This window comes from Haemophilus sputorum CCUG 13788 (genome assembly GCF_000238795.1).
GTDB lineage: Bacteria > Pseudomonadota > Gammaproteobacteria > Enterobacterales > Pasteurellaceae > Haemophilus_A > Haemophilus_A sputorum.
Window position 1 is genome coordinate 50,655 of sequence record NZ_AFNK01000003.1, and the last position, 13,860, is coordinate 64,514.

Below are 13,860 nucleotides of genomic sequence, written 5' to 3' on the forward strand. Positions count from 1 at the left end.
GATGAACTTTGTTGAGTATTTGCCGCTAATTTATCATGCCACCCTAATGACTTTAGGGTTGGCGGTAGCATCCCTGATTGTGGGGATGCTGCTTGCGATTATTTTTGCGGTATTAGAAGGCAGTAAATGGCGTTGTGTACGTTTGCCGGCATCAGTATTTTTTTCGCTTTTACGCGGCTTACCTGAAATTTTGATGGTGTTTTTAGTGTTCTATGGTTCTTCTAATTTAGTTGAAATGCTAACAGGGGAATTTGTAGAATTCAGCGCCTTTTGGTGCGGGGTATGGGCATTGTCTTTGATTTTTGCCTCTTATGCCTCTCAATCGCTCCGTGGTGCGATTCAAGCCATTCCAAAAGGACAATGGGAAAGTGCCGCCGCGCTAGGACTACCTAAAGCCCATACATTTGTGCAGATTATTTTGCCACAGGTTTGGCGCCATGCTTTACCAGGGTTAAGTAATCAATGGTTAGTGTTACTGAAAGATACGGCGTTAATTTCTCTCATTGGTGTGAGTGATTTAATGCGCCAAACTGAATTGATTAACACAAACGAGCACCAACCATTTACTTGGTATGGTTTTGCTGCACTGATCTATTTAGCGATTACTTTAATTAGCCAAGCGATTATTCGTCGCTTAGAACTGCGTTTTACCCGCTTTGAAAGAGGAGAGGCTTAATGTTTGAAGAATACTTCTCCGTGATTGCACAAGGCATTCCAACCAGTTTAGGTTTGACAGCTGTTTCGTTAGTGATTGCCTTTTTAATGGCGATTGGATTTACCTTTGTGTTATCCATGGAAAATCGCTGGTTTAAAGCGATTGTTAATGGTTATTTAACACTCTTTACGGGTACGCCGCTGTTGGTACAATTTTTCTTAATTTACCATGGGCCGGGTCAGTTCCAATGGTTAGTAGATAGCCCGTTTTGGCATTTGTTCTCTGATGCGTGGTTTTGCGCAGCGCTTGCCCTAGCACTCAATAGTGCCGCGTATTCTACCCAACTTTTCCATGGTGCAGTGAAAGCTATTCCAAAAGGGCAGTGGGAAACTTGTGCTGCATTAGGCTTAAGTCGGTTACAAACGCTAAAAATTCTAGTGCCTTACGCGCTTCGCCGAGCATTGCCATCCTATAGCAATGAAATTATCTTGGTCTTTAAAGGCACTTCGCTTGCTTCGACCATTACGATTTTAGATATTATGGGATATGCGAAGCAGCTAAATGGGACAGAATATAATGCTTTAGCGATTTTCGGTTTGGCTGGTGCGATTTATTTAGTGATAACTGGTGTGATGACGCTAGTTTTACGCCAAATTGAGAAAAAAGTACTCGCATTCGAAAATCCGATGCTAAGCACAAAATAATTAAAAGGTTTGAGCAAATGGTTATGCTCAAACCTTTCTTTTTATTAGCTTAATGCCATTGTAATTCGCCGTTAACAGCCGTCGCTTTGACTTTAAACTGCTGATCAAAAATTGCAAGATTTGCCACTTTTCCGACCGCTATTGAGCCCAGTTTATCATCTACACCAATCGCTTTGGCTGGGTAAAGCGTACACATTCTTAAAATTTCATCAAGGCTTAAATCGGTGTGATGAATTAGGTTTTGAATTGATTCAATCATGGTCACAGAAGCCCCACCTAAGGCGCCGAATTCATCGTAGCATTTTCCTTCTTTAACGGTCACTTTTTTGCCTACAAAGATAAATTCACTAATATCTGCACCCGCTGCAGCAGTAGCATCAGTAACGACCACTAATTTATCGCCTTTAGCTTTTTTCGCTAAACGAATATTGCCCCAGTGTACGTGTAGCCCATCACAAATAATGCCTGTGTAAACATCACTATCTAACACTGCACCAACAACCCCCATTTCTCGACCAGAGCTAATTGGTGACATTGCATTGTGTAAGTGTGTCGCAAAACTCGCGCCTTCAGCAAAACGTTGTTTAGCTTGTTCATAAGTCGCATTAGAGTGCCCGATAGAAACAATAATACCTGCTTGAATAAAGCGTGAAATATATTCAGCCGTTGGATTTTCGGCAGCAACAGTTAATTTGGTAATCACATCTCCGTTTTGACAGAGAAAATCTAACATTTCTGGTGAGATTTCACGAATGTATTCGGGACGATGCACACCTTTTTTCGCAACGCTTAAATAAGGGCCTTCTAAGTGTAGTCCTAAAGCTTGGTTTTGATGTTTGGAAAGGTATTCACGCATGACTGCAACGGCTTGTTTCATGCCTTCATCGGGGGAGGTAATAAAAGTCGGTAGGTAGCTAGTGGTGCCAGATTTTAAATTAGTCGCTTGCATAATTTCTAAGGTGTTTACGCTAATATCTTCATTAAACATCACACCACCACAGCCATTAAGTTGCAAGTCGATAAATCCTGCTGAAAGATTCGCGCCGTCTAAGTCAACCGTAGGCATCTCTTTTGCAAGATCTTTCTCTAAAATGACCGCTTGTATAAGGCCGTTTTCAATCACAACCGCGTGTTCGTAAAGGACTTTTTCACCGGTATAAATGACAGCGTTGGTTAAAGCATATTTTTTCATAGGGAATCCTTTTTATTATCATAAATCACAGGTTATGAATTATAGCAATATTGGAGTAATCATTCATAAATAATCTTCAAAAATAAAGTAAATTTTCTAACAACTGAATTGCTGACAATTCCTTGTAGAAAGTGCGCTTTTTCTCTACAATAGCCTATTTTTAGGCGCAAGAGAGGCAAGTGTGTCGCAAATTAAATTGATTGTTGGGTTAGCAAATCCGGGGGCGAAATATGAGTCGACCCGCCATAATGCTGGCGAATGGTTAATTCAAAAGCTAGCGGATGCTTACCGCGTTCAACTCAGCGAGAATAGCAAGTATTTTGGTAAAACCGCCAAAATCAATACAGCACAAGGCGAATTTTGGTTATTAGTGCCGACAACCTTTATGAATTTAAGCGGAAAATCTGTCGGAGCATTAGCCAATTTCTTTCGCATTCAACCAGAGGAAATTGTGGTTGCACATGATGAGCTAGATTTACCATGTGGTGTTGCAAAAATTAAACAAGGTGGCGGACACGGTGGTCACAACGGTTTAAAAGATATTATTGCAGCATTAGGTAATCGTAATAATTTTTATCGAATCAGAATCGGTATTGATCACCCGGGTTCAAAAGAATTGGTTGCAGGTTATGTATTAGGTAAAGCGCCAAGTGCAGATCAAGAAAAAATGGATGCAGCAGTAAATGAAGCCGCTCGAGCAATGGATATTTGGTTCAAAGATGGCGTGACTAAAGCAACCAACCAATTAAATGGCTTTAAAGCCTAATCGTAAACTTTTATTTTAATGAGATAGGAATAAAAATGGGATTTAAATGTGGAATCGTCGGTTTACCAAATGTAGGTAAATCAACACTTTTTAATGCATTAACGAAAGCGGGTATTGAAGCAGCAAACTATCCGTTTTGTACGATTGAACCAAATACTGGTGTAGTGCCAATGCCAGATCCGCGCTTAGATGCATTAGCGGAAATTGTAAAACCAGAACGTGTATTACCAACTACGATGGAGTTTGTAGATATTGCAGGTTTAGTAGCAGGGGCAAGCAAAGGCGAAGGGCTGGGAAACAAATTCTTAGCAAATATTCGTGAAACGGATGCAATTGGGCATGTGGTGCGTTGTTTTGAAAATGACGATATCGTTCACGTTTCAGGCAAAATTGATCCCGCAGATGATATTGAAGTCATCAACACTGAATTAGCGCTTGCTGATTTAGATAGTTGTGAACGTGCAATTCAACGTTTACAGAAACGCGCAAAAGGTGGCGATAAAGATGCTAAATTTGAGCTTTCTATCATGGAGAAAATTCTGCCAACCTTAGAAGCTGGCGGCATGATTCGTTCAATAGATTTAGACAAAGATGAGCTACATGCAATTAAAGGTTATAACTTCTTAACTTTAAAACCAACCATGTACATTGCAAACGTGAACGAAGATGGTTTTGAAAATAACCCATATCTTGATCGTGTGTGTGAAATTGCGGCAAAAGAAAATGCAGTTGTTGTACCCGTTTGTGCAGCTATTGAAGCAGAAATTGCTGAGCTAGAAGATGATGAAAAAATCGAGTTCTTACAAGACTTAGGCATTGAAGAGCCAGGTTTAAACCGTGTAATCCGTGCAGGTTATAAATTATTAAACTTACAAACCTACTTTACGGCAGGTGTAAAAGAAGTTCGCGCATGGACAGTGTCTATTGGTGCAACAGCACCGAAAGCGGCAGCAGTCATTCATACCGATTTTGAGCGTGGCTTTATTCGTGCTGAAGTGATTGCTTATGATGACTTTATTCAATTTAAAGGCGAGAACGGTGCGAAAGAAGCTGGAAAATGGCGCTTAGAAGGAAAAGATTATATTGTGCAAGATGGCGATGTAATGCACTTCCGTTTTAACGTGTAATTAGGTCTTTGCAAAAAATCCATAAAAATAGCCCGCTTGTAAACACAAGCGGGCTATTTGTTTATCCCAGTTTAAATGCTGAAAGAAGAACCGCAACCGCAGGTTGAACTCGCATTTGGATTTTGCACCACAAAACGTGATCCATCTAATCCTTCGGTATAATCGACTGTTCCACCGATTAAGTATTGTAAGCTCATCGGATCAACCACCAAACCCACATTTTGGTTTTCGATAGTGAGATCACCATCGTTGATTTGATCGTCAAAGGTAAAACCATATTGGAATCCACTGCAACCCCCACCGGTAATATACACACGTAAACGGAGGTTAGGGTTATCTTCCCCTTCAATTAAACTTTTCACCTTTTTGGCCGCTGCATCAGTAAAGATTAGCGGAACTTGGATGTCGTTCATGTTGTTCCTCAAAAATAGAGATAATTAGTATATTATCCCCTAATATAGGTTGTTGAGCAAGAGCGCAAGTAAGAAGAGTTGACCTTAAATCTTTTGGCAAGAAGATGAAAAATTGATATGATATTCCTCTATTTTATATAAAAAGTGATGTAAATAATGAAGACAATTGTAAGTGGGTTTCAGCGTTTTTTGGCTTTTGATGAGCTACTTAAGCAGCTAGTTATTCGCGATGTAAAACTTAAATATAGACGAAGCTATCTGGGTTATTTGTGGAGTATTTTAAATCCACTAATGTTAATGATGGTGTTAGTGGTTGTTTTCTCAAACATATTTCGTTTTGATATTCCAAACTTTCCACTTTATATGATTGCCGGTCAAACAATGTTCAATTTTATGATTGAGGCAACCAATAATGCAGTTTGGTCTATTACTGGAAATGCTTCATTGCTTAAAAAAACCTATGTACCGAAATATATTTTTACCCTTTCTAAAGTAGGAAGCTCATTAGTTAATCTTGTCTTTTCTTTGGGCGCCTTAGTGCTAGTGATGGTTTTTACTGGTGCTGAGTTTTCTTGGAACCTTTTATACTTTCCTATTATTATCTTGCAAGTGCTGATTTTTAGCTTAGGTATTAGTTTATTTTTAGCGGCAGCAACAGTTTTCTTCCGAGATATTCAATATCTTTGGGGAGTGTTTACTTCCATGTGGATGTATCTAACTCCCTTGTTTTATCCAGTAAACATCATTCCAGAAGAATATCGTTGGGCATATATGAATTTAAACCCAATGTATCGTTATATTGAGCAATTCCGAGATATTGTGTTATACGCTAAAGCACCAGATTTTAATTCCATGCTAGTTGGATTTATTGTCGCTTTTGGATTTTTGATTTTAGGTGCTTGGTATTTTAATAAAAAACAAGACGAGTTTATTTTATATATCTAATGAATACAGAAACTGTTATTAAAGTCACTAATGCTACCGTTCGTTTTAATAAAGCAACCGAACAATACAATGGCTTAAAAGAGTATGTGATTAAGATGCTAAAGGGCGAACTTATGTTCCAAGAGTTTTTAGCATTAAGAGATGTAAATCTTGAAGTAAAGAAAGGCGAATCGTGGGGGCTAATTGGTACCAATGGTTCAGGTAAGTCAACGCTTCTAAAACTCATTTGTGGTATTTTAAAACCCTATAAAGGTACGGTAGAAGTACACGGTAATATTGCACCGTTGATTGAGCTAGGTGCAGGTTTTGATGGCGAACTTACTGCAAGAGAGAATATCTATCTCAATGGTGCTCTGCTTGGGCATAAGAAAGCTTTTATGGAGCAGCATTTTGATGAAATTATTGAGTTTGCGGAACTGCAAGATTTTGTGGATGTGCCACTTAAAAACTTTTCATCAGGAATGGCAGCACGGTTAGGCTTTGCAGTGGCAACGATAGTGAAGCCAGAAATTTTAATTGTGGATGAAGTATTGGCTGTAGGTGATGCAGCATTCCAAGAAAAATGTAAGCAACGGATGGAAAAAATGTTGGCTGGTGGCACAACGCTTTTATTTGTTTCTCACTCTATCGACCAAGTTAAAGAGCTTTGTCAGAATGTTATTTGGATTGATAAAGGTGTTGTGAAGGCAATAGGTAAAGCGGAAGATGTAATTCCACTATATGACAGATAAATTTTAGTTTTTTAGTACAAAATAACAGTATTTAATACAGGTATATTTATGCATACTTTACAAAGAGCGGTATTTCCTAGTTTTTCATTATGTTCGCAAACGGAGTTATATTTTAGATATAACGAATTTGTAGATTTAGATATAAATAATCGTATATTAAAGTTGGCTAAGTTTGGTGTTTTTTCTACAGATACTTATTTTAATAGTATTAGTGTTGGTAAGTGGAAAAGACATACTAATGTTGATAGCCTTCAATTTTTAATTAAATTTAAAGGTAAAATAAAGATTGTTTGGAATTTAAAACAGTTGCATTTTAGTGACCGAATTTTGAGTGAAGAATATCTTGATAGTGATGAAGTAACAACATTGCATATTCAACTTCCTTTTTGGGAAAATATTGAAGATGGGATGCTTTCTTTTGATATTGAAGCTTTCTCTGATGCGGAAGTGATGGATTTCTCTTATTTAACAGAGTGCAATACTCAAAATGTTATAAAATTAGGAATTGTCATTACTCATTTTAATCGTCAGAATTTTGTATTGCCAGCCGTTGAGCGATTAAATAACCAATTATTAAAAGAACCTGAATTTAATAATAAGGTTGATTTATATATTGTTGATAATAGCCAAAATTTACCAGAAATTGAAAATGTAACTATCATTCCTAATGAAAATTTAGGTGGTTCAGGTGGTTTCACTCGAGGTTTAATGCATCTTAAGGAAAGCGGTAGTTATACTCACTGTTTGTTTATGGATGATGATGCTTCGTGTGAGGTTGAGGGTATTAAGCGTACAATATCTTTCTTAGAGCATGCTTTAGATCATAAGACTGCATTAGCAGGGGCGATGCTTAGAGAGGCAGAAATGTTCCGTCAATTTGAAAATGGGGCAAAATTTGATGGCGTCTGTAAAGCGGTTAAACCAAATCTAGATCTAAGAGAGGTTAATTCTTTATTAATCAATGAACAAGAAGAACATATTGATTATGGTGGTTGGTGGTTCTTTGCATTTCCATTATCAGAAGTAAAACATTATGCTTTCCCTTATTTTGTGCGTGGAGATGATTCGGGATTTAGCCTAGTTCATGATTTTAAAATTTTAACATTAAATGGTATTTCTTCATGGCAAGAAGATTTCTCATTAAAAAATGGACCATTACCACATTATTTAGATACTCGTTATCACATTATGCATTATTTACATAATTTGGTTCGAGGAAATGCAAAAGATGTGATAAAAACAACCGCTAGAATGTGCTTAAAAAATCTATTGTCATATCAATATGAAACAGCATTGGCTTCTATTTTAGCGATGGAAGATGTAATGAAAGGAAAGTCTTTTTGGGAACAGAATGTTAGTATGTCTGAAAGACGACCTGAAATTCAAAAAATAATTTCTGCTGAAAAAGTTATAGATATTCCTTATGAGGTTTCGTCCAATGTTATTTGGGGAAAACCAGAAGAAGGACGTCTTGCTCGATTATTCCGTTGGGCTACATTAAATGGGCATATTTTACCAAAAGTATTCTTTAAAAAAGGTATGGTGTGGCAACCTAAAGGATTTGGCGGTAATTTAAGAGAAGTTTATCGCTATAATAAGGTGCTTTATATCCATTGGCCAACTCAAAAGGGATTTATTCTTGAGCATGATAAGAAAAAATTCTTTAGTTATTTAATTAGATATACTAAAGCTGCGTTTAATTTATATAAGAATTATGATTCTCTTAAAAAAGAGTATCAATCATCTTATGATGAGTTAACCAGTGCAGAATTTTGGAAAAAACAATTCAAGCAAGATAAATAAAAGGTAAGTATTTATGAAATTTTTATTAGTCGGCGCAGGTTTCTCCAATGCCGTTATCGCTCGCGAATTAGCAGAGAAAGGTTATAAAACGGTTGTTATCGATTCTCGTAGCCATGTAGCAGGTAACTGTCACTCTGAACGTGATGCTGAAACAAATGTAATGGTGCATGTTTATGGCCCACATATTTTCCATACTGATAATGAGCGAGTATGGACTTATGTGAACAATTTTGGTGAGTTTATGCCATTTGTTAATCGTGTAAAAACAATTAGTCAAGGTGCGGTGTATTCTCTCCCAATTAACTTGCATACGATTAACCAATTCTTTGGCAAAACGTGCTCACCGAAAGAGGCAAAAGCTTTAATTGAGGCGCAAGCAGATTTGTCTATTACTGATCCGCAAACTTTTGAAGAGCAAGCGATGCGTTTTGTTGGTAAGGATTTGTATAAAGCGTTTTTCTATGGTTACACCAAGAAACAATGGGGTGTTGAGCCAAAAGAGTTACCGGCAAGCATTTTAAAACGTTTACCTGTGCGCTTTAACTATGACGATAACTACTTTGCACATAAATTCCAAGGTATGCCGAAAGAGGGATATACACAGATTGTGGAAGCGATTTTAGATCATGAAAATATTGAAGTGCGTTTAAATACGCCATTTGCTGAATCGATGAAGGCAGAATTTGATCATATTTTCTGGTCGGGTCCTTTAGATGCGTACTTCGGATTTGAGTTAGGTCGCTTAGGTTATCGTACCTTAGATTTCGAAGCATTCCGAGATGAAGGCGATTTCCAAGGTAATGCAGTAATTAACTACGGTGATGAAGAAGTACCATATACTCGTATTTCAGAACATAAACACTTTGCACCATGGGAACAACACGAGAAAACAATTTGTTATCGTGAATTTAGCCGTCTATGTGGTGAAAATGATATTCCGTATTACCCGATTCGTTTAGTGAAAGATAAAGCTCTTTTACAACAATATGTTGAAAAAGCGAACAAGGAAACGCAAGTTACTTTCGTCGGTCGTTTAGGTACTTATCGTTATTTAGATATGGATGTGACGATTAAAGAAGCTTTAGAAACAGCTGATGTTGTAAAAGAATCATTAGAAAAACAGACCGCACTTAAACCATTCTATGTGAATATGGATTAAGTATAGCGAGCCTATCATCAAGCCATATACGATTTCGTGTATGGCTTTTGTTTAAATAAAATTGAGTCAATTATGCATACTGAAAAATCAATTTGTGCAGTGGTTGTGACATTTAACCGCAAAGCATTATTATTAAATTGTTTAAATGCACTGAAAGCCCAAACACATCCTTTAACTCATATTGTGGTGATTGATAATACCAGTACTGATGGCACAGCTGATTTTTTAGGTGAGCATGGTTGGACAAATAATGATGCTTTTACTTTGATCACCTTGCCCGAAAATATGGGAGGGGCAGGCGGATTCCATGAGGGAATCAAGTATGCTTTTGAGCATGGCTTTGATTATATTTGGCTAATGGATGATGATGGTGTTCCTGCGAATGATTGTTTAGCGAGATTATTCCCATTTGCGACAGAAAATAATTATTTAGGCCCATTAGTGCTTGATATTAAACAACCCAATAAATTTTGTTTTCCGATGCGACTACCTTCAACCTTGAAAAGGTTAGATACGTTAGCTGATCTGAGAGCATTAGAAATCAAAGAAAAAATAGACGGTATAGTTATTCCATTTAACGGTATTCTGCTTTCATCGAAAGTGGTTGAAAAGGTCGGTTTCCCTTTAAAAGAGTATTTTATTTGGGGGGATGATATGGAATACACGGCAAGAATGAAAAAATATGGTGTAGACATTGCTTCTATTGTAGATGCTTATTTTTATCATCCTAAAGATGAATCATTAGGTACGCCGATGTTTTTTAATAAACTACATTTTAACGATACACCATCGAAGTTGAAACTTTATTGCATGTGTAGAAATGCTATATCCAATCATAAAAAATATAGTGGCTATTTGCATGTTTTGGCATTTATATTTAAAGTTTTATGGTTCTATTCATTGACCAAACCTAGTTTTTCTAAATTGAGTATCGCTGCCAGAGGAATTTTTCATGGCATAATGAGGGACTTCTCTCATCATAAGGATTACTTAAAATAATATGCAAAAGCTTACTGTATTAGTGATTACGCATAAAGACTATGAATTTCCTCATTCAGCATGTTATCGTCCGCTGTTTGTAGGGGGTGTTGCAAGCGGTCTAAAAAATGAGGACTTTTACCAAGATAATTCAGGTATAAATATTGCTGAGAAAAACAGTAGTTTTTGTGAACTTACCGGGCTTTATTGGGCTTGGAAAAACGGTGTGTTTGAAAATAATCAATATGTTGGGTTGGTACATTATCGCCGCTATTTTTCGGGTAAAGCATTATATTTGAAAAAAAAACAAATTGCTTCAGAGTCAGAGCTGTTAAGCATTTTAGATAAATGTGATGTAATTTTACCGAGAAAACGGAATTATTTTATCGAATCAATTTACTCTCATTACCAACATGCACATCATATCAAAGATCTTGATATAACAAGGACAGTTATCACTGAATTGCAACCTGAATATTTAAAGAGTTTTGATACCGTGATGCAAGGTCGTAAACTTCATCTATACAATATGTTTGTAATGTCATCAGAAAAAGCATCAGAATACTGCCTCTGGCTTTTCTCTATTTTGTTTGAATTAGAGAAGCGCCTAGATATTACTCAGTATGATAATTATCAAAAAAGGGTCTTTGGGTTTATTGCAGAACGTTTGTTTAATGTTTGGGTGCTACATAATCAATTGAATGTGAAGTTTCTTCCTGTAGTAAATTTAGAGGGAGAGAATTTATTGAAAAAAGCGTTTGGTATGATTAAGCGCAGAATAGTTAAAAAATAGAAAGAAATAAAATGCCTAAAAAATTGTTAATTACAGGTGGGGCTGGTTTTATCGGTTCTGCTGTAATTCGTTATATTATCGAAAACACACAAGATAGCGTAGTCAATGTTGATAAATTAACCTATGCGAGCAATTTAGATTCTTTAGAGTCGGTTAAAAACAATCCGCGTTATGCTTTTGAGCAAGTAGATATTTGTAATATAAAAGAATTGTCTCGAGTATTAGAACAACACCAACCTGATGCAATTATGCATTTAGCGGCAGAAAGTCATGTTGATCGCTCTATTGATGGCTCAGCGGTATTTATTGAGACAAACATTGTAGGCACTTATACGTTATTAGAGGCTGCTCGTGTATATTGGGATAATTTGAGTGATGAGAGAAAAATGGCATTTCGCTTTCATCATATTTCAACGGATGAGGTTTATGGCGATTTAGCCCTACAAGATAGTTTATTTACCGAAACTTCTCCTTATTCCCCAAGCAGCCCCTATTCGGCTTCTAAGGCATCAAGCGACCATTTAGTGCGAGCATGGGCTCGAACTTATGGTTTACCAATTATTGTTACGAATAGTTCAAATAATTACGGGGCTTTCCAGTTCCCTGAAAAATTAATTCCTTTGATGATCTTAAATGCTTTAGCTGGAAAGCCACTACCAATATATGGTAATGGCCTACAAAGACGAGATTGGCTATTTGTAGATGATCATGCACAAGCACTATATAAAGTTGTCACGGAAGGAAACGTTGGCGAGACTTACAATATTGGTGGGAAAAATGAAAAAGCGAATATTGATGTCGTACTTGCAATTTGTCATTTGTTAGAAGAGCTTGCACCAAATAAGCCTAAAAATGTGGCGAAATATGAAGATTTAATTTCGTATGTCAAAGATCGACCAGGCCACGATTTGCGTTATGCGCTTGATATCACAAAAATTGAACATGAATTAAGCTGGAAACCAAAAGAGACATTTGAATCAGGTATTCGTAAAACAGTAGAATGGTATTTGAATAACAAAAAATGGTGGAGCCGTGTGTTAGATGGTTCATATCACCGCGGATATTTGAGTGTTAAATAATTTACAAGCGGTGAAATTTTATGTGCTTCTTGCAAAAGTGCAAAAGCATATAAAATCGTATGCAGAGTTAACAAGGGAAATAATATGGTAAAAACTTATCGTTCAGCGCCTTTTATCAATAAGCTTAGCCTTATTGGTACAGACTTTTTCTCTTATATTTTCTCGATCTCTGTGGGTTACTGGCTTTCTCCATTAAATGATTTTTCTAATGATATTTTGGAAATTAAAGGTTCTATTTATCGCGCGGGTTCTTTTTTACTTGCCATGCTAGCCAGTATTGGCATTTTATGGGTGGTTTATCGACATTACACCTATCGTAAACCTTTTTGGGATGAGTTAAGAGATCTTTTCTTCACGCTTTTTGTTATTTCATTGGCTAATTTGGCATTACTGGTTTTTGCAAAAGTTCCGGAACCACTTGAAACCTGGATAAGCGTTTATGGCGTGCTTTTTGTTTGCTTTCCTATTTTCCGTTTGCTGTGTAAAAAAATATTGAGCCTGAAAGGAATGTGGGAGATGCCAAGTGCCATTATAGGTACGGGCAGGAATGCTTTTAGAGCGTATAAAGCGATTCAAGCAGAAAAAAATCTCGGTTATCAAGTCACCGCTTTTGTTGCAAAACAAGATTGTGGCCTTTTAGCCAAAGATTTGGAGTTTATCACCGAGCAACAATTTTTTAAGCAAATAGGAAAATTTGAGAAAATCTTTATTGCATTAGAGCATGATGAGGCGGAGTTGCTGGCTTATTGGGTAAAGAAGCTATCTCGCCTGAATTTCCGTAATGTATCTATCATTCCTTCCTTGCAAGGCATTCCGCTTTATGGGGCAGAGGTTTCTCACTTTTTTAGTTCAGAAACTATTGTTTTGCGGATTCCGAATAATTTAGCCAAGCGCTCAACACGTTTTGTTAAACGGACTTTTGATATTATCGTGTCTAGTTTGCTCTTAGTTTTTCTTTCTCCACTTTTTTTAGGAATATGGCTAATTATTAAAAAGGATGGCGGTTCTGCGGTATATAACCAAGTTCGAGTAGGGCGCAATCGTAATGTATTTAAGTGTTATAAATTTCGTACGATGGTACCTAATTCACAAGAAGTGTTAAGAGCGCTACTAGAAAAAGATAAAGAAGCGCGTAAGCAATGGAAGAAAGAGTTTAAATTAAAAAACGATCCGAGAATTACACAAATTGGTCATTTCTTACGTAAAACTAGTTTGGATGAATTGCCTCAGTTATGGAATGTGTTAAAAGGGGATATGAGCCTTGTTGGGCCTAGGCCTGTAACACGCCAAGAACTTAAATATTACGGTGACGATATTATTTATTATCAGATGGTTCGCCCAGGATTATCTGGTTTATGGCAGGTTAGTGGGCGTAATGATATAGATTATGCCACACGTGTTTATTTAGATGCTTGGTATGTCAAAAACTGGTCGCTATGGAATGATATGGTGATTTTAGCCAAAACCGTGAATATTGTGCTAAAGCGTCAAGGTGCTTATTGATACATAATTTGC

General features: G+C 36.9%; 14 protein-coding genes. 12 read left to right on the forward strand and 2 right to left on the reverse strand.

The genetic code is table 11. The features are described 5' to 3' along the window. Window position 1: 1 nt before the first annotated feature. Together artQ and artM are read left to right on the forward strand one after the other, a co-directional pair. The gene (gene artQ / locus HSP_RS0100735; RefSeq protein ID WP_007523367.1) at window positions 2–676 is read left to right on the forward strand and encodes an arginine ABC transporter permease ArtQ; all 675 of its coding nucleotides are present in this window, start codon (window positions 2–4) and stop codon (window positions 674–676) included. Next, window positions 676–1,359, forward strand: coding sequence for an arginine ABC transporter permease ArtM (gene artM / locus HSP_RS0100740; RefSeq protein ID WP_007523348.1), 684 nt, complete (start codon window positions 676–678; stop codon window positions 1,357–1,359). The genes artQ and artM overlap by 1 nt, the downstream gene beginning before the upstream one ends. A gap of 49 nt (window positions 1,360–1,408) precedes the next feature. On the opposite strand, the gene nagA is transcribed toward artM, so the two are convergent. Further along, window positions 1,409–2,551, reverse strand: coding sequence for an N-acetylglucosamine-6-phosphate deacetylase (gene nagA / locus HSP_RS0100745; protein ID WP_007523330.1), 1,143 nt, complete (start codon window positions 2,549–2,551; stop codon window positions 1,409–1,411). Window positions 2,552–2,732: 181 nt separating this feature from the next. Between nagA and pth the strand changes: the two genes are divergently transcribed. Further along, entirely contained in the window at window positions 2,733–3,317 is a 585-nt protein-coding gene (pth, locus tag HSP_RS0100750; RefSeq protein WP_007523345.1) for an aminoacyl-tRNA hydrolase, read from the forward strand. Between the two features lie 35 nt (window positions 3,318–3,352). Then, a complete protein-coding gene (gene ychF / locus HSP_RS0100755; protein WP_007523369.1) occupies window positions 3,353–4,444 on the forward strand; it encodes a redox-regulated ATPase YchF in 1,092 nt (363 codons plus the stop codon). Between the two features lie 71 nt (window positions 4,445–4,515). Here ychF and erpA read toward each other — a convergent pair whose 3' ends face one another. Beyond that, a complete protein-coding gene (gene erpA, locus HSP_RS0100760; protein WP_007523309.1) occupies window positions 4,516–4,857 on the reverse strand; it encodes an iron-sulfur cluster insertion protein ErpA in 342 nt (113 codons plus the stop codon). 156 nt (window positions 4,858–5,013) lie between these two features. On the opposite strand from erpA, the gene HSP_RS0100765 reads away from it, so the two are divergent. From HSP_RS0100765 to wbaP, 8 genes are all read left to right on the forward strand, one after another. Further along, entirely contained in the window at window positions 5,014–5,802 is a 789-nt protein-coding gene (locus tag HSP_RS0100765; protein WP_007523399.1) for an ABC transporter permease, read from the forward strand. Next, the gene (locus HSP_RS0100770) at window positions 5,802–6,533 is read left to right on the forward strand and encodes an ABC transporter ATP-binding protein (protein ID WP_007523306.1); all 732 of its coding nucleotides are present in this window, start codon (window positions 5,802–5,804) and stop codon (window positions 6,531–6,533) included. The genes HSP_RS0100765 and HSP_RS0100770 overlap by 1 nt, the downstream gene beginning before the upstream one ends. 48 nt (window positions 6,534–6,581) lie before the next feature. Next, on the forward strand, window positions 6,582–8,336 hold the full coding sequence (locus HSP_RS0100775) for a glycosyltransferase (RefSeq protein WP_010128174.1): 1,755 nt from the start codon (window positions 6,582–6,584) through the stop codon (window positions 8,334–8,336). 13 nt (window positions 8,337–8,349) lie between these two features. Further along, complete coding sequence (gene glf, locus HSP_RS0100780) at window positions 8,350–9,495, forward strand: UDP-galactopyranose mutase (RefSeq protein WP_007523343.1); 1,146 nt, start codon at window positions 8,350–8,352, stop codon at window positions 9,493–9,495. Window positions 9,496–9,567: 72 nt separating this feature from the next. Continuing rightward, entirely contained in the window at window positions 9,568–10,494 is a 927-nt protein-coding gene (locus HSP_RS0100785; protein WP_007523335.1) for a glycosyltransferase family 2 protein, read from the forward strand. A 1-nt stretch (window position 10,495) separates the two neighbouring features. After that, window positions 10,496–11,266, forward strand: coding sequence for a DUF4422 domain-containing protein (locus tag HSP_RS0100790; protein ID WP_007523382.1), 771 nt, complete (start codon window positions 10,496–10,498; stop codon window positions 11,264–11,266). 11 nt (window positions 11,267–11,277) lie between these two features. Then, window positions 11,278–12,345, forward strand: coding sequence for a dTDP-glucose 4,6-dehydratase (gene rfbB, locus HSP_RS0100795; RefSeq protein WP_007523351.1), 1,068 nt, complete (start codon window positions 11,278–11,280; stop codon window positions 12,343–12,345). An 84-nt stretch (window positions 12,346–12,429) separates the two neighbouring features. Further along, a complete protein-coding gene (wbaP, locus tag HSP_RS0100800) occupies window positions 12,430–13,848 on the forward strand; it encodes an undecaprenyl-phosphate galactose phosphotransferase WbaP (RefSeq protein ID WP_007523321.1) in 1,419 nt (472 codons plus the stop codon). Window positions 13,849–13,860: the final 12 nt, after the last annotated feature.

Coding starts and splice junctions, on each gene's coding strand:
- artQ (WP_007523367.1), top strand. CDS start 2: ATGAACTTTGTTGAGTATTTGCCGCTAATTTATCATGCCACCCTAATG.
- artM (WP_007523348.1), top strand. CDS start 676: ATGTTTGAAGAATACTTCTCCGTGATTGCACAAGGCATTCCAACCAGT.
- nagA (WP_007523330.1), bottom strand. CDS start 2,551: ATGAAAAAATATGCTTTAACCAACGCTGTCATTTATACCGGTGAAAAA.
- ychF (WP_007523369.1), top strand. CDS start 3,353: ATGGGATTTAAATGTGGAATCGTCGGTTTACCAAATGTAGGTAAATCA.
- erpA (WP_007523309.1), bottom strand. CDS start 4,857: ATGAACGACATCCAAGTTCCGCTAATCTTTACTGATGCAGCGGCCAAA.
- HSP_RS0100765 (WP_007523399.1), top strand. CDS start 5,014: ATGAAGACAATTGTAAGTGGGTTTCAGCGTTTTTTGGCTTTTGATGAG.
- HSP_RS0100770 (WP_007523306.1), top strand. CDS start 5,802: ATGAATACAGAAACTGTTATTAAAGTCACTAATGCTACCGTTCGTTTT.
- HSP_RS0100775 (WP_010128174.1), top strand. CDS start 6,582: ATGCATACTTTACAAAGAGCGGTATTTCCTAGTTTTTCATTATGTTCG.
- glf (WP_007523343.1), top strand. CDS start 8,350: ATGAAATTTTTATTAGTCGGCGCAGGTTTCTCCAATGCCGTTATCGCT.
- HSP_RS0100785 (WP_007523335.1), top strand. CDS start 9,568: ATGCATACTGAAAAATCAATTTGTGCAGTGGTTGTGACATTTAACCGC.
- HSP_RS0100790 (WP_007523382.1), top strand. CDS start 10,496: ATGCAAAAGCTTACTGTATTAGTGATTACGCATAAAGACTATGAATTT.
- rfbB (WP_007523351.1), top strand. CDS start 11,278: ATGCCTAAAAAATTGTTAATTACAGGTGGGGCTGGTTTTATCGGTTCT.
- wbaP (WP_007523321.1), top strand. CDS start 12,430: ATGGTAAAAACTTATCGTTCAGCGCCTTTTATCAATAAGCTTAGCCTT.